At 63.0% G+C, this 26,628-nt stretch carries 17 protein-coding genes; 11 read left to right on the top strand and 6 right to left on the bottom strand.

What is annotated here, in order from left to right:
* Window positions 1-150: 150 nt before the first annotated feature.
* Window positions 151-936 carry a polysaccharide deacetylase family protein gene (locus QM672_RS27850; RefSeq protein WP_367624608.1) on the bottom strand — a complete coding sequence of 262 codons (786 nt, stop codon included), beginning with the start codon at window positions 934-936 and terminating at the stop codon, window positions 151-153.
* 353 nt (window positions 937-1,289) lie between these two features.
* Between QM672_RS27850 and QM672_RS27855 the strand changes: the two genes are divergently transcribed.
* The gene (locus QM672_RS27855) at window positions 1,290-2,582 is read left to right on the top strand and encodes a S41 family peptidase (RefSeq protein ID WP_367624592.1); all 1,293 of its coding nucleotides are present in this window, start codon (window positions 1,290-1,292) and stop codon (window positions 2,580-2,582) included.
* A 791-nt stretch (window positions 2,583-3,373) separates the two neighbouring features.
* Window positions 3,374-3,772: a tail fiber domain-containing protein gene (locus tag QM672_RS27860; protein WP_311943594.1), complete on the top strand. Its 399-nt coding sequence runs from the start codon at window positions 3,374-3,376 to the stop codon at window positions 3,770-3,772.
* Window positions 3,773-3,857: 85 nt separating this feature from the next.
* Here QM672_RS27860 and QM672_RS27865 read toward each other — a convergent pair whose 3' ends face one another.
* The 3 genes from QM672_RS27865 to QM672_RS27875 form a co-directional block, all read right to left on the bottom strand.
* Window positions 3,858-6,182 carry a caspase family protein gene (locus QM672_RS27865; protein ID WP_415086526.1) on the bottom strand — a complete coding sequence of 775 codons (2,325 nt, stop codon included), beginning with the start codon at window positions 6,180-6,182 and terminating at the stop codon, window positions 3,858-3,860.
* Window positions 6,183-6,486: 304 nt separating this feature from the next.
* Window positions 6,487-7,785, bottom strand: a complete 1,299-nt coding sequence (locus QM672_RS27870) for an ImpA family type VI secretion system protein (RefSeq protein ID WP_367624590.1) — start codon at window positions 7,783-7,785, stop codon at window positions 6,487-6,489.
* 279 nt (window positions 7,786-8,064) lie between these two features.
* Complete coding sequence (locus tag QM672_RS27875; protein WP_415086528.1) at window positions 8,065-9,432, bottom strand: sensor histidine kinase; 1,368 nt, start codon at window positions 9,430-9,432, stop codon at window positions 8,065-8,067.
* Window positions 9,433-9,740: 308 nt separating this feature from the next.
* Here QM672_RS27875 and QM672_RS27880 point away from each other — a divergent pair, with 308 nt between their 5' ends.
* The 3 genes from QM672_RS27880 to tagH all read left to right on the top strand — a co-directional run bounded on the left by QM672_RS27880 (window position 9,741) and on the right by tagH (window position 14,006).
* Window positions 9,741-11,498, top strand: coding sequence for a type VI secretion system Vgr family protein (locus QM672_RS27880; protein WP_311943585.1), 1,758 nt, complete (start codon window positions 9,741-9,743; stop codon window positions 11,496-11,498).
* A 478-nt stretch (window positions 11,499-11,976) separates the two neighbouring features.
* Window positions 11,977-12,531 (top strand): DUF6931 family protein, encoded by a 555-nt coding sequence (locus QM672_RS27885; protein WP_415086531.1) that lies wholly within the window; start codon window positions 11,977-11,979, stop codon window positions 12,529-12,531.
* Window positions 12,532-12,677: 146 nt separating this feature from the next.
* Window positions 12,678-14,006, top strand: coding sequence for a type VI secretion system-associated FHA domain protein TagH (gene tagH, locus QM672_RS27890; RefSeq protein ID WP_367624586.1), 1,329 nt, complete (start codon window positions 12,678-12,680; stop codon window positions 14,004-14,006).
* 63 nt (window positions 14,007-14,069) lie between these two features.
* On the opposite strand, the gene QM672_RS27895 is transcribed toward tagH, so the two are convergent.
* Window positions 14,070-16,532 carry a peptidoglycan DD-metalloendopeptidase family protein gene (locus tag QM672_RS27895; RefSeq protein ID WP_415086533.1) on the bottom strand — a complete coding sequence of 821 codons (2,463 nt, stop codon included), beginning with the start codon at window positions 16,530-16,532 and terminating at the stop codon, window positions 14,070-14,072.
* A 17-nt stretch (window positions 16,533-16,549) separates the two neighbouring features.
* Window positions 16,550-17,098 (bottom strand): DUF1036 domain-containing protein, encoded by a 549-nt coding sequence (locus tag QM672_RS27900; RefSeq protein WP_311943577.1) that lies wholly within the window; start codon window positions 17,096-17,098, stop codon window positions 16,550-16,552.
* 301 nt (window positions 17,099-17,399) lie between these two features.
* Between QM672_RS27900 and tssK the strand changes: the two genes are divergently transcribed.
* The 6 genes from tssK to QM672_RS27930 form a co-directional block, all read left to right on the top strand.
* Window positions 17,400-18,734: a type VI secretion system baseplate subunit TssK gene (gene tssK / locus QM672_RS27905; RefSeq protein WP_311943575.1), complete on the top strand. Its 1,335-nt coding sequence runs from the start codon at window positions 17,400-17,402 to the stop codon at window positions 18,732-18,734.
* Window positions 18,735-18,745: 11 nt separating this feature from the next.
* The gene (gene icmH / locus QM672_RS27910; RefSeq protein ID WP_394312830.1) at window positions 18,746-20,221 is read left to right on the top strand and encodes a type IVB secretion system protein IcmH/DotU; all 1,476 of its coding nucleotides are present in this window, start codon (window positions 18,746-18,748) and stop codon (window positions 20,219-20,221) included.
* Entirely contained in the window at window positions 20,221-23,787 is a 3,567-nt protein-coding gene (tssM, locus tag QM672_RS27915) for a type VI secretion system membrane subunit TssM (RefSeq protein WP_415086536.1), read from the top strand. The genes icmH and tssM overlap by 1 nt, the downstream gene beginning before the upstream one ends.
* Before the next feature lie 10 nt (window positions 23,788-23,797).
* Window positions 23,798-24,481, top strand: coding sequence for a type VI secretion system-associated protein TagF (tagF, locus tag QM672_RS27920; RefSeq protein WP_311943569.1), 684 nt, complete (start codon window positions 23,798-23,800; stop codon window positions 24,479-24,481).
* On the top strand, window positions 24,481-25,248 hold the full coding sequence (locus QM672_RS27925; RefSeq protein WP_311943567.1) for a PP2C family protein-serine/threonine phosphatase: 768 nt from the start codon (window positions 24,481-24,483) through the stop codon (window positions 25,246-25,248). The genes tagF and QM672_RS27925 overlap by 1 nt, the downstream gene beginning before the upstream one ends.
* Window positions 25,249-25,256: 8 nt before the next feature.
* A partial coding sequence (locus QM672_RS27930) for a serine/threonine-protein kinase (protein ID WP_415086539.1) occupies window positions 25,257-26,628 on the top strand: 1,372 nt, incomplete at its 3' end.

The raw sequence follows: 26,628 nt of genomic DNA on the forward strand, positions 1-26,628 counted from the left end.
CCTAGGACGCGGTACGGCTGATCTGGTTCCCGCCTCGCGACCATCCCCAGCCTGCGCCTTGCGTGCCGCCCGCCATCGGGCGCACTCGCGATTGACCCGCCTTTGCTTCATGCCCGGTGCAGTCAGGCTCCTTCACCCGCGAGCATGCCGTCAGGAGCCGAGCCGATGAGCGATGTATTCCTTCAAGGGGGCGATGGCATCCAGGGCATGGGCCAGGCTGCCATAGGGGGCATCGCGGGACGGTGCGGGCAAGGCATGAGGCGCCGTCGATACGGCGCCCGGTTCCGTCCCATGCCGGCAAGCCTGCAATTGCCCGACCGTCGCGAACCGGAAGCCTCGCATCTTGAGGGTGTGGATGATGTCCGGCACGGCCTCGATGGTGCTGGCATGGATATCATGCATCAGGATCACGGCTCCCGCCGGGGCTCCGGCGCCGATCAGCCTGGTCAGAGACGCTGTGTCGTCGAGCCAGTCGAAGGAATCGAAGTCCCAAAGTGCCATTCGGCGCCAGAGGCCGGCACCACGCAAGGCCGCCTTGATGCGAGCATCGATCTTGCCCCAGGGCGGGCGAAAGACATCCGGCCTCTGGCCGGTTTCTTCCATGACCGCCTCATCCGTCAGTTCCACTTCGGCGATGGCTTCGCCATCTGTCAGTTCGGTGAGTGCCCGATGGTCGAAAGTATGATTGCCAATCTCATGGCCTTCGAGAAATTCACGCCGTACCAGGCCGGGCGAATAAGCCAGCCTTTTGCCGACCACGAAGAAGGTGGCATGGACCTTTTCCCGGGCCAGAATATCGAGAAGGAGAGGGGTCAGCGTCATGTCCGGCCCGTCATCGAACGTCAACGCCACGCAGGGCGTGGGGCTTTGCCGTGCTTCATGCCTTTGTTGGCCGGCTGAAGCAGGGGCGGCCGGCAGCACCGATGACAGCGCCATGAGGAAGGTCACGATGCCCAGGCATATCCGGCCAGGAGTGTTGCCATGCCTTTGCTTCGAAACGGCCTTCCGGATACGCGACACTGCCTTGAACCTCACCGAGACCTCGAGGATCGATCAAAATGCTTTTCGAGGAAAAAAGCTACAACCATGACTCCGTCTGCCATGGAGACGCCGGGCCCGCATTCATTGAAGGGCGAGCACGATTTGGACGGTGAAGAACGAACAACAAAATGCAGCCATAATCGCGGTATCAGTGTTGTCAGCCTTCCCTGGGGCGATTTGGAAGAGGGAATGGAAGGCGCATCGAGTACGTTCGAACTCGAACTTGGCCGCCAACAGATGAGACCCTGATGCGTAATCTCGCCCTCATATCCACGGGAGCCGCGCTCGGCGTGCTCGGTACGGTTGCCCTGACGCAACCCCATTTTCTTCTCGTCGGTCGGGCTCAGGCCGCGTTGGCCGACAGCTACAAGCAGCTCAACCTGTTCGGCGAAGTGTTCGAGCGGGTGCGTTCGGACTATGTCGAACAACCCGATGACGGCAAGCTGGTGGAGGGGGCCATCAACGGCATGCTCGCCTCGCTCGATCCCCATTCGAGCTACATGGACGCCAAGAGCTTCCAGGACATGCAGGTGCAGACCAAGGGCGAGTTCGGCGGGCTCGGCATCGAGGTCACCATGGAGGACAACGTCCTCAAGATCGTATCGCCGATCGACGACTCGCCGGCTTCCAAGGCTGGCATATTGGCGGGCGACGTGATCACTGCGCTGGATGGCGAGGCGGTTCAGGGATTGAGCATGCAGCAGGCCGTCGACAAGATGCGCGGGCCGGTCAACACACCGATCACGTTGAGGATCCTGCGGGCGGGCAAGGGAGTGCCTTTCGATGTCAAGCTCGTGCGTGACATCGTCAAGGTTGCCTCGGTGAGGGATGAAGAGTTAGCCGGAGGTATCGGCTATATCCGCATCACTCAATTCACCGAGCAGACTTTCGACGGCCTGAAGAAGAGTATCGACAAGCTGAGCAAGAAGATCGGCCAGGACAAGCTCAAGGGCTATGTGATCGACCTGCGCAACAATCCGGGCGGCCTGCTCGACCAGGCCGTTTCGGTTTCCGGCGCTTTCCTGGGGCGCGGGGAGGTCGTTTCGACACGCGGACGAAACGTCGACGACGTGCAGCGTTTTGCTGCAGACGGGCCCGATCTCACGGGAGGTAAACCCATCGTCGTGCTGGTCAATGGCGGTTCGGCTTCGGCCTCGGAAATCGTGGCCGGCGCTTTGCAGGACCACAAGCGTGCCACCATCGTCGGCACGCGTTCCTTCGGCAAGGGCTCGGTGCAGACCATCATCCCGCTGCAGGGCGACGGCGCGCTGCGCCTGACCACGGCGCGCTATTACACCCCCTCCGGGCGCTCGATCCAGGCCAAGGGCATCGAGCCCGAAATCGTGGTGAAGGAGAACGTGCCGGACGATCTCAAGGGTGCCGACGAGACGAAGGGCGAATCCGGCCTCAAGGGCCATCTGGCGAATCCGGATGCCGACAAGGCCGAAGAAGGCGGCTCCTCGGCCTATGTGCCCGCCAACGAGAAGGACGACACCCAGCTCAACAAGGCGATCGGCATCCTGCAGGGGCGCCCATCCTAGGGTGATGCGCGTTCAAGGGCGAACCCCTATCTGCTCCGACTTTTTGCTTAGACACGTCTTTGCGATTTGAAGTAATTCATTCAAATCGCAGGACGTTCTTGGGCGATATCCGTGCGGCCGTGCGAAAACGGCATGATCTTGCACATATCGCCCTCACCGCCGGATGGCAGCCCCGAGGGCATTGTACCCAAGAGCGAGCGCCGTCGATCGCCGCATGATCCGCTTGACCGAATCCGGGAATAAAACGCGGGCGAGGCGAGTCCTGCTTGGAGATCACGTGCTCACGGAAGGGGAATGACTTTGGCCATGATAGGGGCGAAGCCAACTCCTCGGAATTGAAGCCGTGTTTGATGAACCCGGTGCGCGGCCGGCGTTGATGCCTTAAGTCATGCGAGTGCTTTGCAAAGATCGAGTACGCCTATGTCAAGAACAAGTTTTGTTCTATATTTGCGCCGGGGCCGTCGTCTCGGCGTTTATTTTGTTGACCATTCGGTCAGTTTAAGGGGCGGCGTCATCCTATTCGGCGCGCTCCTCTGTGCGGGCTGTCACGCCTGAATCCGCTGGACTTGCTATGATCCATATCGGCGCGGTGTGTGCCCGCCAGATTTTAGGAGATACCGATGACGAGCAAATTTGAAGTTCGGCGGGGCCTGCTGTTTGGGGTCTTGGGAAGCGGGCTGGCCGTTGTGCTTGCCGGCTGCGCGTCAGGTTACCCCAACGAACCCATCTATGTGGATGAACCGGAGCCGCCGCGCCGGAGGATCAGGCCCGCCCGGCCTCACCATACGACGATGCCCCGCCGCAGGCGCGTGATCATGGAGCCGGATGCCGGCGACGATACACGCGACAGGATGCCTGCCGGCAGTAGCGGCGGGGGCGGCGGAAGTGGCGGTGGTGGCGGCGGCGGTGGTTCGGGCGGTGGCGGTGGCTGGTCCGATCGCCGGCTCAAGACCGATATCCGTGCCATCGGCCAGTCTCCCAGCGGCCTGACGATCTATCGCTTCCGCTATGTCTGGGGTGGTCCGGTCTATGTCGGCGTCATGGCCCAGGACCTTCTGGAGATCCATCCCGACGCGGTCATCCGGACCGACAGCGGCTACTTCATGGTCGACTATGACCGCATCGATGTGAAGATGATGATGTTGGCGGACTATCAAAGGTCGACGCAGCTGCTCGGGCGCGGCGCGTAATGCCGACGGCAGCATCGAACCTGGCGGCAAGCCAGGTTCGATGCCATGGAGAAAAGCCGCGCTCTGCCGGTATGGCGGCCCTGCTTCAGAACAGGTCGAGACGGGGGTTCCGCTTCTGCCAGGCCTTGCGGGCAGCCAGCACGATGGTGTCGTCGACATCCGATGTCGGGGCCACCGCATCGCTGCCCAATTCGGCATTGAGCTTGTCGATGACCTTCTTCTTCTCGGCCAGCGGCAAGGCGCTGAGGTTCTTTCCCTCATCCTTGTGCTCGCCATAAGCGTCGAGTGCGATGGCGAGGCTCGAATACCAGGCGGCCTTCTCCAGGTCGCGCTGCGCCGCCGGACCCTTGGAATAGATCCAGCCGAGATTGGATGCCGCGTAGAAGTCGCCACGTTCGGCACCGATCTCATACCAGCTTATGGCGCTCGCCAGATCCTTCTTGACGCCATTGCCCTTGAAATACATGGCGCCGATATTGGTGGGCGCGCTGGGATGTCCGCCCTCGGAGGCTTGCTTGAACAGCTCCATCGCCATGGTGGGCTTGCGCGCCACGCCTTTGCCGTCGAGATAGGCGATGCCCATGTTGCGCATGGCATAGATGTCGTGCCGCGCCAGCGCCGCTTCGTAGAACTTGATGCCGCGCTTCGGATCGGCCGGCAGGTTCTGGCCATAATAGTACATGGCACCGACAGTGTTCATGGCATAGGTGTGCCCGAGTTCCACGGCCCGATTGAGTAGCTTGACGCCCTCGTCCACGGATTTGGGCACGCCGCGCCCGAGGGTGAGATTGCGGCCATAAGCGAGCATGGCATAGGGATCGCCGCGTTCGGCGCCCATTTTGAACAATCGGTTGGCCTCGACCAGGTCCTGTGAGCGGCCGAGACCGCGCTCGGCCAAATAGCCGAGTTCGTAGTAGGCGCGCGTATAGCCCGCATCGGCGGCCGCGTTGAAGAGTTCGATGGCGCCCGCGACATCCTTGTCGGCCAGCTTGGCGCGGCCGAGTTCGTATTTATAGCGCGCGACAGTGGGGAATTTGGCGACGGCCTCGCTGCAGGCGGCGATGGCCGGCTTGGCGTCGATCTCGTTCGGCAACTTGCCGAGAGTGACGCCTTGCGGATCGAGTGGCTCGCCCGCCTTGTCGTCGCAAATCGGCACGAAGGACTCGATCTTGCCGGTGACAACCTGGCCTTCGCCCCCAGGCTGCTCGACCTTGAGCTGCACGCTCTGCACCTTGCCCTCCGAGCCGATCGAAGGTTCGAAAGTGATGGAGCGGACGGCGTTCTGGTCGACGACATCGCCCTCGGCCAGCGGCGCTCCGTTTAGATACATCGTACCGAAGCTCGGAGCCGCGGCGATCTGGATCTGCGCGCCGGTGGCGGCGCGCACCAGCGGCAGGTCATCCAGCATGGCGACCTGGCCGACACCGATTGGAACGCGGCGCGGCTTGTTGAAGGTTTCGCCGAGCAATGCGGCAACCTGTATCGGGGCCTGCTGATCGGCGAAGTTGTCCGATCCCTGCTTGGGCGCCGGGCCAATCTTCACGGTGGTATTCTTGGCAAGCTGGACGGGTGCCGCTGCGGCAATGCGAATGACCGGCTTGGCCAGGTAGACCGGCTGGGTCAAGGTGCCGACCGACCACGGGCGCTGGCGCTTGTTTGTTGCCTCCCACACGTCGTCGGTCACCTTGTCGAGCGCGCGCTGCACGTCGACGCCCAGCGTGAAGGAGTATTTCACCATGGAGGCCGTGAACGGCGATTTGTCGCCGGTGCCGTCCTCCGCGACAGCACCGGGCTGGGTCGAATAGGCAATGAGGCTGCTCGGCGGGCTGGTCTGGGGCGCGAGGCCTACGCCGGCGACCGCCATCTGCTTTTCGGGGCCGACCAGGAACGAGCGGGACTGGAATGGATTGTTCCGGCACGAATCCAGATAGATGAGCTGTGTCTTGGAGTTCTGCTGCATATAGGCGAAGATCGTCTTGACGTTGATCGTCTCCACCTCCAGATCGGCCGGATCCTTCAGCTTGGCATCGATGGGGATGATGCGGTTGTCGCCGCCCACCTGGATGCCGTGGCCGGAATAATAGAACACGCTGAGTTCGGCGCCCGGCAGCGAACGGATGAAGCGTTGCAGGGCCTTGTCGAACTCGTTGCGGTCGAGATCGAGCGCCGACACCACTTCGAAACCTTCGCGCTTCAAGGCGGCTGCGACGGCCTGCGCGTCCTTGTCCGGATTGTTGAGCTGGGGAACGACCGTGTAATGGCTGTTTCCGACCACGAAGGCCACGCGCCGCTCCGCTGCCTTGACGCTCGCCGGCAGGGCGAACATGACTGCGGCGAGGGCGGCGGCCGATAGCCCGGCTCGCCAGTCAAGGCAATGACGCATGTCCCGGTCCTGATGTGAGGTCAGCATCTTCACCGACGCCTCCTGTACTATATCTGATCCAATGATATCAGCTTTCGAAACAATTGCCTGCTACTCTCGAAATAGTGATATCGGCTTAGTCCGAAAGCTTAGAAGAGCAAATAAGAATATCTTACATAGCTCCTCGGGTGTCTGATGATGCCAAGCTTCGAAAATGCTGACGCAATCTCGGCTTGGGCACTTGGTAATTTCCGATGTCAAATCTAAGATTTGACCGAGATTGCCAAAAGGGACCAGGGGCATTGATAGTGCCTCCCGGTATTATTCTACCCGATACGTCGTCCTGGTTGAATCAGGACTTGTCATCCTTCTTCTCATCTTTGCGCGAGATTTCGACGAGAAGGGCATTGAAGTCCTTGGCGACCAGGGCTCGCGCCTTCTCGATCAGCATGGGGATCGGGCTCGACGGCTCGATATTGTTGTAGAAGATTTCGATCTGGCGCATCAGGGCCGAGGCCTCGCCGCGCGTCCCGACAGAATAGGTGCGGGCCTCGGCCTCGGTCTCGTCGGGTTTGCCTTCCTCGACTGCCAGCGCCGAAAGCTGGGCGAAGTTCAAGGCAAAGGGCATGGTGCCACCGATCTGGATCTTCGCTTTCTCGACGAGGCCGGGTGCCAATATCTTCATGACTTCGACAAAGGACTTGCCGACGAGCAGATGTGCCTGCTTGAGGAGCAGTCTTGCCGGGCTCGACGGTTCCTTGCCGGCATAATAGGCCAGGATCGCCGCCAGCGCATTGGAAGCCTCCTTCACCGAGGCGACATCCGAAGGCGCGAGGGGAGCGGGCGCAGAGGATGCAGAGGCAGTCTGCGCCTGCTCCCGCGTGCTCTCGGCTTCAGCCGGCTGAGCCGGTGCAAGGCCCGGCTCCCGCGTGGTGACGATGCCGCCGACATAGGTGCGAATGGCGCGCACCAGATCCGGTAATTGCTCGAATTGCGGTGCCGCCTCGTGCCCGGCCTTGTCGATGAAAAGCTGGCGCAGGCTGTCAAGATTGGCGAGGATGGCCTCGAGATGAGCCGTCAGGTCCACCAATTGCTGCAGCGGCTCGAAACGCAGAAAGGCATCCCTGACGCCCGAGGCATCGATGGCTGTCTCTCCCTCGCGCGGAGGCAATTTCCCTTCCCCGACCAGGACCGAGCGCATGGACAACGCGCCCAGGCGCTTGTCAGTGATCAGGGTGGCGCTCTGCAGCGGCAAAACCACTGTCGGCAAGTCGTCGAGCGATTTGAGGAAGGCGGACCTCAGTTCGGCGCCGCCGGCCGCCTCGGTCGGATGGCAATGATCCCACTGCGCAAGGAGCAAGGCATTGGTCGCTGCGACGGCGTCGACGAAACCGGGCAGATCATCCGAGAGAATATGATACTTGGCCGCCAGGACGAGATAGCGCAGATCGCGCGATTTCTCCAGATGCACGCGCAGATCCGCAAGCGTCTGCTTGGACTCGAACGACTTCTTGTTGAAGCTGCGGTAGCTCGCCGGCAGTTGGCCTTCGGCGACGGTGAGAAAATTCTGGGCGTCGGAATCGGCATCGGGATCCGGCCCGCAGGGAGCGTCGGCTGAAATCTCTGTTTCGATGCCGGCATAGACTGCCATCTTGGCCTACCTGTTGGGATTGTGCCGAAGCAAAGTGCGATTTGTCCGAACCGCACTTCTACTCCCACTTTTTGGTCCGGAGCGCCTTTGCGATTTGACGTGGTTCCTTCAAATGACAAAACGCCTTTGGAAATGATGCTGTTCTGCGTCTCAACCCGCAACCCCCCATATAGGGGAGGCTGCGGAAATGCTGCGCCGATCGTTGCCGATGACCATGGCCGCCGGCGGTAGTATTTTTTGATCGATCGATCCTTTACTTTCGGCGTATGAGCGTCTTGTCTACCGCTCTGCCGCCTGACCCTCCTCCAGATTCAATCCCTGCCTGCGGACCAGCGGCAGCCAAAGGATGGTGGCGGTGCCTTCGCCCCGTTTGCTGAGCACCTCCAGCGTGGCACCGAGGGCCTCCGCGCGTTGAAGCATGTTCCTGCGGCCGCGGCCTGTGGCCGGAGCCTCCATATTGAAGCCGCTGCCATTATCGGCAATCTCGACGCGGAGGCCGGGCCGTCCCTGCAGCAGCGCCATCTTGCATTTGAAGGTAAGCTGGGTGGCCTTGCTGTGGCCCATGGTGTTGCTGACCGATTCCTGCAGGATCCGCAGCACATGCAGGGCGCTCGGCGCGTCGAGCCAGTCGAGTTCGGGCACGTCCTCGACCATCCATTTGACGCCGATGCCCGATTTTCGCAGTTCGGGCTCGTAGCGATAGCGCAGGCTGGCGAGGAGGGTGGCGACATTGCCTTCCACCGGCTCGAGCGAGTCGACCGCGACGCGAAGATCGGTCAGCGCGCCCTTGAGGGCCACGACTGCCGTCGTGCTCTCCTTGCCCTGGCGTTCGGCCGAAGCCAGGGCCGCCACGAGGCTCGAACCGATGCCGTCATGGATTTCCCGCATCAGGCGTTCCCGCTCCAGCTTCACCGCATGGGCGATTTCGAGGGCGTGCCTCGCGCTTTCGCTTGCCAGCAGATTGGCCTTGGTGGTCTCGATACGTTGGCCGAGCGCCTGGTTGAGCCTCTCGCGTGCCTCGGCATTGGCCAGGATGTGCCGCAGGATGACGAAGCCACTGAAGCCGAGCAGGATCACGCCGGCATAGGGTGCGAACGGCACGCTTTTGCCGGGCCAGACCGTTCCGGCATAAAGATCGATGCCAACCGCCGCGAGACCGAGCGCGTAGAGGATCACCAGCGCCAGTTTTTCAGGCGTAGCGATCTGCGTTTCCGCCCTCGTTGCAAAAAAAACCAGCAGGAGCAGCGCTGCGCCGAGGCTCGCAAGACCGGCGATCCGCGTGGTTGCCAGGTCGTGAAACGGGATCGCCGCTGCGCCGAGGCCGAAACAGGCCAGCGCCATCGCGACCACCAGGCCGCGAGGAAGGCTTGCACCGACCAGGCTTGCCGCCAGGCCGAGCGTGGTGAAGAGCAGGGGGTAGAGCAAGGCGATCCGGCCGACCGAAAAGCCGAAGGGTCGGGTTTCGATCTGGGGCAGGCCCGCAAGGTTGAACGCGCACCAGGCGGCACCCGCGCAGCAGAGCCAGGCCAGGACGCCTTCCCGCCGGCGCAGCAGCCAGCTCATCAGGGCAATTGCCGCGATGACGGCCAAAGTGTCGGTGGCGAGCAGATGCCCCAACTGCCTCAAATCTTGCGCAACCGGGCTCATCGCACCGTCCTCAAACCATAACCGACGATACGCCCAAAGCGTTTGCTCCAGGGTCGGCCGGCTGAACCGCTCGTCAACTGCGCGAGAGGCGTCTCATTCAGGAAAGCGATCGACCCTCGAACAAGAATAGCAAGAATGTCGAAACCCGCCAGTCCCAGATGAGTGGACTATGACTGGGACCCCCTAAATGTGGGAGGCGACAAAGCGCCTATGGCATGGACGTTGAACTTGAACAGAGCTAGCCTTGATTGGCCGACGTGGTAAAGCGAGGGCAGGCTGTGGCACAAATATTCGGTCAAGACACACGAATGGGTTCTTTCACGAGCAGCCTTGGCAAGGACAAGCTCGTCGTCACCCGTTTTGAAGGATCGGAAGGCCTCAGCGAGCTTTTCGAATATCGCCTCGAAGTGGTCAGCGACGACAGCGAGGTCGATTTCGACAAGATCCTCGGCACCAAATGCCGTCTGGAGATCCAGTCCCATCACGAGGGTGTCAAGCGCAGCTTCAACGGCGTGCTGGTGGAGACGCAATGGATCGGCAGGGACCAGGATCTGCGCTATTACCGCCTGGTGCTCCGCCCCTGGCTGTGGCTGCTGACCAGGACCACCAATTGTAAGATCTACAGCCACATGACCGCGCCCGAGATCATCAGCCAGGTCCTGAACAATCGCGGCTTCATCCAGTTCGAGCAACGTTTGTCGGAAAGCTATCCGCAGCTCGAATATTGCGTGCAGTATCGCGAAAGCGACTTTGCCTTCATCTCAAGGCTGATGGAAGAATACGGAATTTACTATTATTTCGAACACAGCGAGTCCGACCACAAGCTCGTCATGGCGGATGCGAGTGCGGCGCATCAGCCCAAGCTCGGCGGTGCGGCACTCGAATTTGCAGCTGTCGGTCTCGACAACATCATGACCAAGGACAGGCTGAACGAATGGGCCGAAGGCCGGCGCCTGCGCTCCGGCAAGGTCACGCTGGACGATTACGACTACCACAAGCCCAGCACCGACCTGATGGCGGAAAAGGCGGCCAGCGCCCGGTACCAGCATGGCGACCTCGAACTCTACGACTACCCTGGCCGCTATACGGAAAAGGGCGATGGCACCACGCTGGCCAATGTGAGGCTCGAGGCCGAGCAGGCCATCGACAAGCGCGTGATGGCCGGCGGCGATGCCGTCACCTGCTGCCCAGGCTTCACCATGACGCTCGATGGCAATCCCCCGGCCAGCAAGGGCACCAAATATCTGATCGTTCGGGCCCATCATCTCTTCCGCGCCCAGGCCTATCGCTCGACGGGCGCGTCCGGCGAGGAAGGCTATTCCGGTAGCTACGAGTTCCAGCCGCTCGACATTGCGTTCCGGGCGCCAGCCGTGACGTCCAAGCCTGTCATTCACGGCCCGCAGACCGCCTTGGTGGTCAGCGACGTGGACGACCAGTGCCGCATCGAGGTGCAGTTCTTCTGGGACCGCGACAAGAGCCAGTCCCGCTATGTGCGGATCGCCCAGAACTGGGCCGGAAACGGCTGGGGCGACGTCAAGATCCCGCGCATCGGCATGGAGGTCGTGGTCAATTACATCGAGGGTGACCCGGACCAGCCCTTGGTGACGGGCAGCGTCTACAATGCCGAGAATGTCGCCCCTTATGTCAAGGACAAGCTCAACGCCGTCTCGGGCACCAAGTCGCAGACGCTCAACGGATCGGGCTATAACGAGCTGATCATGGACGATACGGCCGGTAACGAGCTGATCCGCTTCCACGCCCAGCACGACCTCGAAGGCAAGGTCGAGAACGACGAGCGGCGCGAGATCGGCCAGAATGTCGAAGTGAAGATCGGCAACAGCCGGGACGAGACCATCATGTCGACCTGGACGGTGAAGGCCAATCAGAAGATCGAGTTCACCGTGGGGAACAGCACCCTCACCATGACCCCGGTTGGCATCAAGCTCAAATCGACCATGATCACCCTGGAGGCCGATGCCTTGATGAATCTGAAGTCGAACGCAATCGGCCAGGTCTCGGCTGCAGCACCCTTAATGGTCCAGGGGGCGCTGGTTCTGATCAATTAGAGCAAAACGCGTTCGAGTTTGAACGCTTCTTTGCTCCAACTCCTTGTTTCCAAGCCAATCCAAAGAATTGGCTGAAGCGTCTGTAACTGCTCACCGGGGTTACGCGACCTTGGTGGTGGAGGGAGTAACTGCAAGTCTTTGCGCTTCTTATCGACTCCGGAAAAACGCGATAGGGCGTATCGCCGCCGTCCAACCGGCACGCGACGCCAGAGATCCGCAGGATCGCGATGGATTTTCAGGAATCGATTGCGACCCGGCGGAGCATTTTTGGTTGGACGAAAGCGCTGGAAATTGCAAAAATACGTTTAAACAATGAGTTAGCGCTGAGAATGGTGCCGTCTTGTTGGCTCACTCGTGTCATCCCGGCCACAACTTGTTCGCAAGGTGCGGCTGAGCACGCATCGCAGCACGAAGTGATGCGATACCGAGGCGTGACCGCAAGCCAAGAGTCTGTATTCGAACGGTCGCAGGAGACGAGATGAAGCATCTTCGGTTCTCGACGGCCAGGCAGGTGATCGACGCCTTCCCGAACCTCGATGGCGAGTTTTCCGGATATAATCTCGACCTTGAGCCTTTCGCGTTCATCGAGGCCTTGCTGGCGCAGGGCGGCGCGCGCAAGGCCATGATGTTCTGTGCCTTCGTGCTGCCGCGCCGCGAGGCCGTGCAATGGCTCAGCCTGGCGTTGCGCCAGCGGCCGCAGCCGCCGAGCGGCGCGGAGGCCAACTTGCTGCGCCTGGTCGATGACTGGCTGAAGAAACCCATTGAGTTTACCCGCCGTGCGGCCCTCGATGCAGGCATGGACGATCCCGATAAGGGCGCCTTCGCCTGGGCCGCCCTGGCGGCGGGCTGGAGCGGGGGGAGTCTCTCGCCCAATCCCGAACATCCGGTCCCGCCGCCCCCGCATCTGACCGGTCACGCCGTGAATGTCGGCTTGACGTTGCTGGTCGCCTGCCTGCCCATGGCCAGGCAGGTTGGTGGCATGGAAGACCTGGTCGGCGATGCCGTGGCGCTGCTGCGACGCGGCGGTTCCTGACCGTGGCAAGGCGCGATTTCCCGGAAACCTATTGAGCTCTAAGCCTCTGTTTTGGCGCGTTTTCTTGATCGAAGGGCCTATCAATTCTTCCACAAAACGCTCTATTTATCGTTTGCCTCATGACGTGACAGGACTTTGCAACCGCCATGCTGACACTCAGGATCGAGAACTTTGATCGCCTGCCCGATGGCGGGCCGTTGGAGTTTGCGATCGACAAGCGCGGTTTCGATTTTGGGCGCGACCAGCATCTCGACTGGACCTTGCCCGATCGCAACCGGGTGATCTCCGGCAAGCATTGCGAAGTGCGCTTCTACGACGGCGCCTATTGGCTGACCGATACCTCGACCAACGGTACCTTTCTCAACGGCTCCAGCAAGCGCCTGCAAAGCCCCTACCGTCTCGCTGATGGCGACAGGCTGGCTGTGGGCGACTATGTGCTGGCGGTATCGATCAAGCTGCCACAGGCACCGGTGCAGCCGGCTCCGCCACCTCCGAGTTCGAGCCCGGGCCCGTCCCTGGCAAGCGCGGATATCTGGGACAGCCCGCACGAGGCACCACCTCCCATCGATGCGAGCCAATTATTGCCGCCGCTGAGCGAGGCTGATCGTGGGCCGGATTTCCTGCACCAGGCCGCCTATGTGCCGCCGCCCCTCGAGGAGCCGGAGCCGATCCGCAAGCCCAGACCTTCCCTTCCGATGCCGGCCATTCCGACGCCGGCGCCGGCCGCCGCGTTGTGGGAAAGCGAGGATCCCGGCCCGGTCGAGCCTGCCAAGGCCGAACCGGCGGCAGAAGAGGTGGCGCCGGTTGTGGTCAAGCCCAGGGATGCCGTGGAGGCCCCGAAGCCAGTTGCTGAGCGGAACGTTCCGGCGCCATCTTCGGGCGATGTCGGTGCGGCCGAATTCATTCGCCGCTTTGCGGCCGGTGCGGGCATTCCCGAGAACATCTTCGGCGGCGTCGATGCCGGCGACCTGGCGGAGGATGCCGGACGGCTCCTCAATGTCGCCTGCCTGCATGTGATGGCCCTGCTGCGGGCACGGGCAGAGGCCAAGGCGCTGTCGCGTGCCGGCAACCGCACCATGATCAGCGCTGAGGACAACAACCCGCTGAAGTTCATGCCGACCCCGGAGGAGGCCCTGCGGGTCATGCTGGGTCCGCGGACCCGGGGTTACCTCGACGGCAGGGCCGCGCTCGAGAACGCCTTCGGCGATCTCAAGATGCATCAGGTCGCGTTCCTGGCCTCGATGCAGGCGGCGCTGACCGAGCTCTTCGACGAATTGTCCCCTGAGGCCATCAAGACCGCAGCAGATGCCAAGAAATCCCTGTTTTCCGGCAAGGGCAACTATTGGGAACTCTATGCCGAGCGCTGGGCGGCCAGGGTCGGCCGCCGCGAACATGGCATGCTCGGCGCCTTCCTGGAGCTCTATGCCGAGCAATATGACAAGCTGAGCGCCTCGAACCGCAACCGGCATTCGTGAGGCAGGCTCGCGCGATCTGGAGATTGGCCTTCCATCGTCGCGTTTCCCTGTGCGGCATCGGCATCACTGCAACAGCGCCAGCACGGATGTCTTGAGCGCGGCGAAGGCGGGATCGCTGGCGAATTTCGCCAAAGGCTCGTTACTGACCGTCGTGGTGCCCGTATCCTGCGAGGGCGTCGAAGTGCCCGAGATCGCCGCACCCATCTTCTTGGCGGCCCAGGCGATCAGGAAGCTCAGCGTCTTGCCCTGCTCGAAGGGGTTGGCCCGCACATGGGCGGCGCCGAACACGTCGGAGATCAGGCTGTTCTGCGGGCCTCGGAGTGCCTTCACCGCTCCGCCCGATCCGAGGAAATGCGCCAGATAGAGATTGCCGGGCGTGACGGCATGGCCGGCCTGCCGGATCACCGCGGCATTGTCGCGGGTATGGGCTGTCGTCATCGCCCGCGCGAGGTCGCAATTGGTGCGCATTGCCAGCACTTCCTGGCGGCTGCGGCCGACCAAAAGATCGGGTCGATGCAGGCGGATGGTGGTCATCCAGGTCGATTCGATGAATTGGCCGAGCCCGACAGCGGTGGAGAGCGGATTGGCGGCATTGCACTTGTTGCCGCTTTCAATGGTGATGATACGGCCGACGAACTGGTCGACGGCACCGTTGGCGCCACCGGCGGTGCTGGTGGCAGTGGCGGCGCTAGCACTGGCGGTGGTGGCGCTCACCTGGCTGTCGGCGACCGGATCGACCGGCACGCCATTGTTGCGAACCTCGAAATGCAGGCGCGGTTCGCGGCTGGAGGCCGGCGTGCCGACATAGCCGATGGCCTCGCCGGCCTGGACGCTGCTGCCGACGGCAAGCCCGGTCGCCGCCCGCGCGAGATAGCCATACATCGAGGTCTTGCCGTCGTCATGGGAGAGCCGCACCACCGTGCCGAAATTGCTTTCCTCGCCGATGGCGGTCACTTTGCCCGGATAGGCGGCAACCACGGGCGAACCTACCGGGGCCGTCCAGTCGATGCCGTAATTCATGGACGCGGCCGAAGTGTCCGAGCCCTGCGGGCCGAACCTGGCGACGATCACGCCGTTGACGGGCGTGACCATGCCGCCGCCATCGGGCAGGCTGCCCTGGCCCGCCGACGACACGCATTCGAAGGGGGCGCCGGCCTGGGGCTGCATCACATAGCAATCGAGATTGCCGGTGGTGCGCCCGATGCTGACGAAGACGATGCGGCCAAGACCCTGCTTCGAATCGCGCGGGGCCGGCGAGTAGATCAGCGAAATCGTGTCGCCCGGCTGCACTTTCTGCTCCAGGTCCTGGGCCCGCGACAGCAGCATGATCGCCTCGCCGATCACCGGGGCCGGCAGCCGGTTGCGCAGCGCCGTGACATAGATTGCATCGAGCAGGCGCGGCTGGTTCTCCGGATCGACCTGCACCGGCGCCAGCGGCGCCGCGAAGGGATCACGCCGATACCAGGGATCTTCGGAACGCACATAGGTGCCGACATCGTTGAGGGCGATGGAGCCGACGAGCTCGGTCTTGGCATAGACCGACACCTGCACCGGCTGCATGTGGTTGGGATCGCCGTTCAAGGCGACCGCGCGTACCACATAGCGATCATCGGCCTCGAGCATCGGGCGGTTGTAGAAGGCATTGAAGGCATCGCCGGCCGCACCGGCCTGCTGGGTATCCAGGCCGAGATTGTTGAGCGCGTCGGCGAGGCGGATCCGAGCCTTGGCCTTTTGAGCAAAATCCGCGACGCGGTCGCCCGTGCTCGTGCTCGAAGCCGCGATCGAGGAGGAACCGGTGCTGGCATCGGCACTGTCGTCGCCGTCTGTCGTGCCACCGGCAGCGGGCGCCTCCTGGGCGATGGCGATATCCTCCTGCGAACCCAGCACCGCGACCTGCGATTGCGGCGTGGGCAGGTCCAGCACGTCCTTCAGGCGGAACACCTCGTCCTTGATGCCAAGGCTGCCCGCCGCCTTGCGCTGCGTATCGCTCGCCAGCTTGATCAACTGGCGCGGAGCGTCGGCGAGCTGCGGCACGATCACCGGGTCGCCGCTGAGATCGATGATGCGGGGCTTGATCGCCGCCCGGATCAGGGCTTCGTCTTCGGCTTCATTGTCCTCGCCCTGCACCGGAACCAGGCTGGCCTGAAGGTCGCTGTCCGTCACCGTGACCTGCTGGCGGGTCCGATCGGGAGCAAGCAGATAGATGGTGGTCACGGCCGAGCCAAGGCCGAGAAAAAGGAGGGCCGCGGCCATGGTGAGATAGACCAGCGCACCCGCGGGGCGGGCGCCTGATGGCCCAGGCCTGGCGGTATCCGCGCCCTTTGGCGCGCTCCCGGCAGGGCCGGCTTTGTCGGCTACTGGCTTGGCAGCCTTCTTCGCGCTCCGCGCGGGAGGCTTGGCCGGCACGATGATGGTGGCATTGGTGTCTTCCCCGGCCGGTCCGGTCTGCGGCTCAGTCGCGGTCGGCCGGGACGGGTCCGCGGGATCGGAGGATTTTTGCCCGGCTATGACTGTCTTGTCGTCCATGGCGGGGGCGTGCCAGGTCAGGGTTTGTCGTCAGGGCGGATGAAGACCGTCCACGAGCCGGTATCGCCGGTATCGACCTCCTTGAACTTGGCCTGGACGAAACCGCGCACCCAGCAGTCCCAGGGCTGGTCCTGCACCTTTTCGATCTTGAAGCGTTTGGTGTCGACGCACATGTCCCAGTTTCCCTCGAATGCGCTGTCGCCTGTCGCGGTCGTCGCGTAGATATAGACATATCTCAGCTTGAGATCGGCCAGATCTTCCTTGATCGGCGTGACACAAGTATTGCCCGGCAATGTCCACCAGCCTTCGGTGGCGAATTTCTTGTCGATTTCGGCGCCGATGGCGACATTGTATAGAGTGACCGACTGGTTGCACACTCGAAAGGCTGCTTCGGCACGATCGACATGGCCCCAAACCAAGCCGAACGGCACCATGGCAAAGCCTAAGGCAAGGCGCGTTCTGGCCAAAACGCCCTTTTTCTCTGATTTCTTGTTTCGACGCGTCTTTGCGATGCTTGGCATGTCCAATACATCGCAAAACGCCACAGCCTTCGCATCCGCAGACATTGAGGGAACAGCTTCGAGAGCACTGAACGATTGTAGCACGCGAATACAAATTTCGTATCTGCCGCACCACTTTCTGTCTACCTCACAATGGGGGAGGCGAGAGCCGGGCGCTTGTTCTAAGCTACAGTGGTAGGGTCGATGTAAGCCGGTGGATCGCTTGACTTCCTCAGGTCATATGGCACAGTTCGCAAGAAGCCGAGAGAATTTGCTCGCGCAACGGCCGAACGTTTTTGGGCGAGGCCTTGCGACAGCATTGCCGAGCCTGACAATCACACAACCAAATCCTTCGGGCGGCTGATCGATGTCCTGGTATAGCAAAGTCGCTTGGTCGGAAGGTCTGTTCCTCCGGCCACATCATTTGCAGCAGGGCGATCGCTATCTCGAACATCTGCTCGAGGGCCGTACCAGCCAGATCACGCCCTATCCCTGGGGCTTCAGCGAGATCGAGATCGATCGCGACCTGGCGCAGCAAAGCAAGTTCGGCCTGCGCCGCGCCGCGGGTATCCTGTCGGACGGCACGCCGTTTCGCTTCCCCGGCGATTGCCCGCCGCCGCCACCCGCAATGGTGCCCGAAAATGCCGCCGGGCTGTTCGTCTGGCTGTGCATGCCCATGGCCCAGCCCAACAGCCGCGAGATCGACGAGCCGGAGAGCGAAAGCGGCAGCCGCTATGTGGTGCAATCGGAGACGCTGATCGATGCATCCTCCGCCCTGCAGATCGAGGAAGAGATCGACGTTGCGGTGCCGCGCTTCAGCTACGAGATCCGCCGGACGCCGAAGCCGGGCTTCGTCTGCATGCTCTGTGCTCGGATTATCGAGGTCAACGACAAGACCATCGTCTTCGACGAGCGCTTTGCCCCGCCCGTGCTGGTGGTCGCCGCCCATGCTGCCGTTACCGGCTGGCTCGACCGTGTGATCGGCTGGGTGGAGACCAAGCTCGACGAACTGGCGCGCTTCGCCTCGGACCCGCGCTCCAGCGGCGGCATGCAGAGCGTCGACTATTTTGTGCTGCAGATGCTCAACCGCGAAATTCCGGCGCTTCGGCACATGCGCCGTTCGAAATACACCCATCCTGAGCGGCTCTATGTGGAGTTGCTGCGTCTGGCCGGGGAGCTGGCGACCTATTCCACGCGGGAGCGGCGCGCCAACGACTATCCGGCCTATGACCATGACAATCCCGGCACCACCTTCGCTCCGGTGCTGGCCGACATTCAGCGCTTCCTCAGCGTCGACATCAGCCGCGCTATCCGGCTGGAGATCGTGGAGAAGGCCACCAATGCCTTCCTGGCGACCGTGACCGACCGCAATCTGTTCCGGGCGTCGACCTTCGTGCTCGAAGTGGCGGCGCAGCGTTCGCTCACCGAGTTGCAGACGCAGTTCCCGGCTCTGTTCAAGGTCGGCCCCAATACGCGGATGAACGAGATCGTGCACGCCCACCTTCCCGGCATCGGGCTCATTCATCTGCCGACGCCACCGGCGCAGATCCGCGCGATTACCAGCCACGTCTATTTCGCGCTCGACCGCATGTCGCCGCTCTGGCCCGAATTCAGCACCGCGAGCGGCATCGGCATGCATTTTTCCGGCGACTGGCCCGGGCTTGAGCTCAATCTGTGGGTCGTCAAGGAAGACGTGAAATAGGATGTGGGCACATGACGAACGGCAAGGGCCCGTTCGGGTCTAACCCCGACTCCGAAAAGACGGTGATCAAGCCCAATCCGGGCGGCCGGCGTGACGGCCAGGGTGTGCCTTATCCCGGCGCAACCCCCGCGCCTGCCCAGGACATCTGGGGCGGCCCCCGCGTGGCGGCAGGTGCTGCAGCGCCGCAGCCTCCTCAGGGCCACCCCTATCAATCCCTGGCCGAGACGCCGCGCGCCCAGCCTCCCCTGCCGATCGGGCCCGCCACGGTGGATCTCGAAGCGCTCGGCGTCAGCGACAAGACCGGCGGGCCCAATCCCATCCTCGAAGCGGCCATGCCCCTGCTGCTGGTGCTGGCCAATATCCGGATCGCCAGGCAGGTTCCCCAGGTTGCGCCGATGATGAGCACGGTGGCGCAGGGCATCGAGACCTTCGAGGCCGAACTCAATGCGCGTGGCATTCCCGAACCCCAGGTGCGCACCGCCAAATATGCTGTCTGCGCCACCGCCGACGACATCGTGCAGAACCTGCCGAGCTCGGACCGCAATCTGTGGACGCAATACAGCATGCTGAGCCGCTATTTCCAGGTGCGCGACAGCGGTGTCGGCTTTTTCGACGAGTTGGCCAAGCTGCGGCAGCACCCGCAGATCAACCACAATCTGCTCGGCCTGATGCATGCCTGCATGTCGCTCGGCTTCGAAGGCAAATACCGGGTTGCCGGCGGCGACGTCCCGCATCAGCAGATCCGCCGCGACCTCTACGAAACCCTGCGCGCTCGGGAAGCGCGGGTGACGGATCATATCTCGCCACATTGGCGGGGGCAGGACATCGCTGCGGCCTATGTGCGCCGGACCGTGCCTTTGTGGGCGATCACCTCCGTCGCCGCCGGCCTGCTCCTCCTCAGCTTCCTGGTGTTCCGCTGGCTGCTCGGCGGCATGTCCGATACGGCGAGCGCCGGCCTGCTGGCGCTGCATCCGAATGGCGATATCCATATCTATCGCACCGTGCCGGCGCCTCCGCCGCCACCCCCGCCGATCAAGGTCACCACCCAGCTTGAGCGCATCCGCGAGCGCCTGAAGGACGACATCGCCGCCAAGAAGGCTTCGGCCGACTATTCCGGCAAGGACATCGTGGTGCGCCTCCTCAACGATTCCCTGTTCGACAAGGGCAGCACCACCCTGCGCCCGGATGCCGTGCCCGTCATTGGCCATATCGCAGCAGCGCTCGACAAGGAGCCCGGCCAGATCCGCATCGTCGGGCATACGGATAACACGCCGGTGCGCGCCACCCTGCGCTACAAGGACAACCAGCAGCTTTCCGAGCAGCGGGCGCAGGCGGTCGAGAAGATCCTGGTCGGCGGCATTGCCGATCCCAAGCGCCTGACGACGTCGGGGCAAGCTGATACAGCGCCGATCGATCTCAGCAACACGGCCGAGGGCCGGGCCAAGAACCGGCGCGTCGAAGTGTTCATCCCGCGCGAGGATATGTGATGAAGCGCTGGGTCATCTTCGTCGTCAGCTTTTTGGCCGTGGTGGCGCTGTGCGCAGTGATCTGGCTGGTGCTGCCGCTTGTCACCGTCGCCGGCATCGAGCCCTTCGACAGTCCCTGGCTGCGGCTGGCGCTGATCGGCCTGCTGCTGGCGATCTATTTCTGCTGGCTGGCCTATCGCATCTACAAGCACGGGCAATCGGCCAGGGCGCTCGCCGAGAACATCGCGGTGCAGGAGCCCGAGGATGACGGCTCGGATGCCTCCGTGCTGGCCGAGAAGATGCGCGACGCCCTGCTCACGCTCAAGGGCTCACGCCGCACCAAGGGCGACTTTCTCTACGAACTGCCCTGGTATCTCATCGTCGGGCCGCCTGGCGCCGGCAAGACCACGGCCCTGATGAATTGCGGCCTGAAATTCCCGCTGGCTGCCCATACCGGCCCGATCGCGGGCAGCGGCGGCACGCGTTACTGCGATTGGTGGTTCACTGAGGACGCCGTCTTCATCGACACCGCCGGCCGCTATACCACGCAGGATTCCGACACCGAATCCGACCGCAAGAGCTGGCTTTCCTTCCTCGACCTCCTCAAGCGCCACCGTGAGCGCCAGCCCATCAATGGCGTGCTGGTGGCCATCTCGATCGGCGACCTCCTGTCGATGAAGGAGGCCGAACTCGGCGCTCACGCCGTCGCCATCCGCAAGCGCCTGGCCGAGCTCAACAATCGCCTGCAGGTCGATTTCCCGGTCTATGTCATCTTCACCAAGGCCGACCTCATTGCCGGCTTCATGGAGTATTTCGGCAATCTCGACCCCGAGGAGCGCAAGGCGGTTTGGGGGGCGACCTTCCAGACCAGGAACAAGAAGGAAAACCGGGTCAGCGACGTCGGACCGGAGATCGACCTTCTGGTCTCAAGGCTGAGCGCCGAATTGTCCGATCGCCTGCAGGAGGAGCCTGATCCGATTTCGCGCGTGAGGCTCACCGGCCTGCCGTCCCAGCTTGCGGCGCTGAAGCCCACCATAACCCGCTTCCTCAACCAGATCTTCGAGCCGACGCGCTATCAGACCAGTGCCGCCTTGCGCGGCTTCTACTTCACCTCCGGCACCCAGGAAGGCACGCCGATCGATCAGTTGCTGGGTTCGCTGTCGCGCGATCTCGGTCTGCAGGCGGGCGCCAGCCTTGCTTATTCAGGAAAAGCCAAGAGCTTCTTTCTGGAGCACCTGCTCACCAAGGTCGTGTTTGGCGAGGCGGGCTGGGTCTCCACCAATGCCGCCGCAGTGCGTCGCAAGATCCTCTTGCAGACCTCGGGCTATGTGCTCGTCGCCGGCGTGACGCTGGCTGCGCTTGGCGGCTGGTTGACCAGCTATTACGGTAACAAGACACTGATCGACCGCACCGATGCCGCCACCGCCGCCTATGCCAACGACACGGCGGGCCTGCTCAAGGAGGATCCGATCAACGATGCCGATTTCCTCAAGATCGTCGGGCCGCTCGACAAGCTGCGCGATTTTCCCTGGGGCTATGACCGGCTCGACAACGAACCGCAGATCAAGGACACACTGGGACTGGGCCAGCACAAGCGCATCGGCACGGCAAGCGTGGCTGCCTATCGCGATGGGCTGGATCGGCTGCTGCGGCCGCGTATCCTCTTCCATCTCGAAAAGCGGCTCGCCGACCTGCAGGATCAGCCGGAGCAGCTCTACGAGCCGCTCAAGGTCTATATGATGCTGGGCGGCGATCCCGTCATTCCGGTGGACACCGCGCTGATCGAGGGCTGGATGCGGGGAGATTGGGAAAGCCTCTATCCGGGCGAGCCCAACAAGGCGACACGCGACAGCCTGGACCGGCATCTCGACGCCATGCTCGGCATCGAGGGCACGCCGCGCCCGATCGCCCTCAATGGCGATCTCGTCAAGGCGAGCCAGGTGGCCTTGACGCGGCTGTCGCTGGCCGAACGCGCCTTTGCCATCATCAAGTCGACCGCCCACGACCAGAGCGTCAGGGACTGGACCGTGGCGGGCAATGCCGGCCCCGATGCCGCCGTCGTCTTCGGCACCAATGACGGTTCACCCATCGAGAGCGTCGGCGTCCAGTCGCTGTTCACTTATGACGGCTTCTACGCCCTGTTCCTCGACAAGATGAAGTCGGTCATCACGCTTTTGCAGAATGAGCGCTGGGTCCTGGGCGAGGCGGGCAGCACGCAGGCCATCGACGAGCAATATGCCAATCTCGGCCCCGATCTCTACCGCATCTACGACCAGGAATTCATCAAGGCGTGGACGGCGGCGCTGGCGAAGTTGAAACTCAACAGCTTCGCTGCCGACAAGCCCGGCTATGCCACGCTGCGGGCCGCCACCGGCGCCGCTTCGCCGATCAAGCTCTTGTTTGAGTCCATCTCGGCGCAAACCAGGCTGACGGAAGCACGGCAGGGCGCCGATAGCGACGTCGGCGGCAAGCTCAAGGATGCGGCGGTTAAGGCCGCCACCAAGGCTGTCACCAGAGCGGCCGGCAGCAAGCTCGATGACATGGCAGCGATCGGCCTCGACGCCGCCAAGAAAGCCGCCGGCCGTGGCGGCAATGTCGAGGCGCCTTTCGTGCCCGGTGCTATCATCCAGGAACATTTCCGCCGCTATCACGACCTTGTTCGCAAGAACGGCGACAAGAGCCAGATCGACCTCCTGGTCGAGCAGCTGAAGGGTCTCTACCAGAGCCTGATCGACGAGCAGGACTTCGAGCGTGCCGTACAGGCCCGCCAGAACATGCAGACCTTCCTCGGCTCCATCGCCACCAGCTCGTCGCGCCTGGAAGCTCCCTTCGACGTCGTGTTCCGCGATGCCATGGCGGAGTTCGAGCAGAAAATCGTCGGCGACAAGGTCGATGACCTCAAGGGCGCGCTGAAAGGTTCCGTGACGCGCGAATGCCTCAATATCGTCGGCAACAAATATCCCTTCTCGCCCGGCAGCAAGCAGGAGGTGCCGATCGGCGAGTTCGGCCGCCTGTTCGGGCCGAACGGCATCTTCGATACCTTCTTCCGCGAAAAGCTGGCGGGGCTGGTGGATACATCCGGCGCGGCCTGGGGCTGGAAGCAGAATTCGAAGTTCAGCCAGGCGCTGTCGCCCGAGACGCTGCGCCAGTTCCAGAACGCGGCGCGCATCAAGGAGGCGTTCTTCAGCGGACGCGGCACCTCGCCCAATGTGAAATTCGCACTGGTGACCCAGTCGATGAGCCAGAAGACGGCCTCGGTGAGCTTCGAGGTCAACGGCACCAAGCTCGACAGCCCGTTCGGCGTGAGCTCGCGCGGGGATTTCGAATGGCCGGGCCGCTCTCCCGACGGCACCGCCTCGATCACCATGCCCGAAAGCGACGGCACATCACCCAGCTTGCGCTTCACCGGCGGCTGGGCGCTCTATCGCCTGCTGCAGAAGGGCGACATGCGCCAATCCGGCAACAAGGCGACGGCCCGTTTCGTCGTCGGCGGCCGGGAAGTCACTTATCAATTGACCTTCGATACACTCGACAATCCCTTCACCATCCTGTCGCAACTCAAATTCGCCTGTCCGTCGGATCTCTAGAGCGGCCCTCATGATGACAATGTGCGGCATGTTCGGAAAGCTGCCCTCCAAGCGGGACTTCGTGGCCTACAACATGCCGCGGCCCTTCCTCGACCAATGGGAGGAGTGGCTCCAGAGTGCCGTCGCCGCCAGCCGGCACGCGCTCGCCGAGCGCTGGCAAGAGATCTATCTGAGCTTTCCGATCTGGCGCTTCTGGTGCGGCAGGCGGGTCTTCGGCACGCCGGTGACCGGTGCGCTGATGGCCTCGGTCGACGGGGTCGGGCGTTATTTCCCGCTGACGATATGCGCCTGCGAGCCGCCCGATGCCTATCTGGAGCCGCCGCCTTCGCGGGGGCTCGACCAGTGGCACGAAGGCTGCGAGCAGTTCCTGCTCCATATGCTCGATGACCAGTTCGAGCGCGAGCCGTCTCATCTGCTGGCGCAGATCCCGTTCCCGCCCTTGGCATCGCGCCTGCCGCCGCCGCAGCGCGATGGTGGTCTGCTGCTCTGGCCTGGCGAAGACCTGCCGATTGCCGATGCTTTCCGCTCGCTCGACATGGCGGATGGGGATGCGCGCAACGGCGCCCGCAGCTATTGGTGGACGCATGGCGGCCAAGGGGCGCATCCTGGCGGGCACACCGCCAGGCTCGTGGTGACTGAGGGCAAGCCCGGCGCCCAGTTCTTTTCGTTCCTGATGACAGGGGAGGCTGTTTGATGGACCCTTGGGCATCCAGCGAGCATCTGAAATTCGAAACCGCGGCGCTGACCCATCCGGGCCATGTGCGTCGCTTCAACGAGGATTGCATCTTTACCGATGGCGCGCGTGGCATCTGGATGGTGGCAGACGGGATGGGCGGCCACCGCGACGGCAATCTCGCCAGCGCGATGATCGGCGATGCCGCGCGAGGCCTCGGCAAGACCGCATCCTTGATGGAATTCGCGGAGGCGTTCCGGCGCGAGATCGCCACCGTCAACGCCGAACTGCTGGCCCGCTCCCAGGGCCGGCCCGAGCTTATCGTCGGCTCGACGGTCGTGGCGCTGCTGACCGTTGATGGCAATTATTGCTGCTTGTGGGCCGGCGATTCCCGCTGTTACCTGATGCGTGGGGAGCGTATCGAGCAGCTCTCGCATGACCATACCGAAGTGCAGGAATTGGTGGATCGCGGCATCATCAGCCAGGAAGAGGCGGTAAGCTGGCCACGCCGCAACGTGGTGACCCGCGCCGTCGGCGCCATCGATGATTTCGAGCTCGAACAGGCCACCGGTGTGATAAAGTCGGGGGATCGTTTCGTCCTGTGCAGCGATGGCCTGACCGGGCATGTCAAGGATGAGGAAATCCTCGCCGTGAGCACCGGGCTGAGCGCCAACCAGGCGAGCCACGAACTTCTCGAACTTGCCTTGGCGCGCGGTGGCAAGGACAATATCTCCGTTGTCGTCGTCAATGTCGTCGACAGGGGCGCGACAACGCTTGTGATGCGATAATGGCGCCGATGGAACCGTCCTCGAACGATGAGCGAACCCGGATCGCGATCCGCGGTTCGGCCGTGAGCATCGGCGCCGAACTCAATCAGACCTATCGCATCGACGCACTTCTCGGCGTCGGCGGCATGGGAGAAGTCTATAAGGGCCACAACATCCAGACCGGCGACCCGGTGGCGATCAAGATCGTTCTGCCGGAATTTGCCGAGGACGAGACCATTCTCGGCCTGTTCCGCAAGGAAGCGCGGATCCTCAACCATCTCTATCACGAGGCAATCGTCCGCTACTACGTGTTTTCGATCGATCCGGCGCTGTCGCGACCCTATCTGGCGATGGAGTATGTGGACGGCCCGTCGCTCGCGGCCCATGTGAAGAATGCACCGCTCACTGCCGCCGAATTCATGCCCTTGCTGCGCCGGCTGGCCGACGGCCTGCATCGGGCGCATCTTGCCGGCGTCATTCACCGCGACATGTCGCCCGACAATGTCATCCTGCCGGGCGGCCTGGTCCAGAATGCCAAGATCATCGATTTCGGCATTGCGCGTTCAGCCAATGTCGGTGGCGAAACCTTGCTGGGCGGCAGTTTTGCCGGAAAATATAATTTCGTCTCGCCCGAGCAGCTCGGCCTCTTCGGCGGCGAAGTCACGCCCAAATCAGACATTTACAGCCTCGCTTTGGTGATGGCGGCCGCGATGCGCGGCCGCGCGCTGGACATGACCGGCTCGCAACTCGACATCATCGAAAAACGCCGCAACGTGCCCGATCTCGATGGCGTTCCCAGGCAGTTCCATGCCGTGCTGGCGGCGATGCTGGCGCCCGATCCGGCGGGGCGGCCGGAGGACATGGCCGCCATCCGCGACTGGCCGGACGGGCCGGCGACACCCAAGGCGAAGGCCGAGAAGCCGAAAGCCGAAAAGCCCAAGACTGTTGCGGCCAGATCGTCGGAAGCTTCCTCGACAAGGCCTTCGCACGTCCTGCGCAACACGGCTTTTGCCGTCACTGCCGTCGCAGTCATCGGCCTTGGTGTGGCGGGAGGCTGGATCTACACGGAGGGGGGGCTGTTCTCTGGCAACACCCCGCCCATTGGCGGTCAACCCGACAACAAGCAGCCGGATGGCAACAGCCAGGAAACCCTGGCCAGACAGGAGTCTGAGCGCCGTGAGCGCTTGGGCAAGCAACTTGCGAGCGCCGGCCAGGACGTGGCGGCGCTGAAGAGCTTCCTCGATCAGTGCGGCGCGGACTGCCCCGACGATCTCGCCCGCCAGGCGAGAGACAGCATCAGCACCCAGGAGGCGCAGGCCAAGCGCCGTACGGACCTGGCAAACCGGCTTGCGAGCGCCGGCCAGGACGTGGCGGCGCTGAAGAGCTTCCTCGATCAGTGCG

Origin of the sequence: Labrys sp. (in: a-proteobacteria) (genome assembly GCF_047605565.1) — a bacterium.
GTDB classification, from domain to species: Bacteria; Pseudomonadota; Alphaproteobacteria; order Rhizobiales; family Labraceae; genus Labrys; species Labrys neptuniae.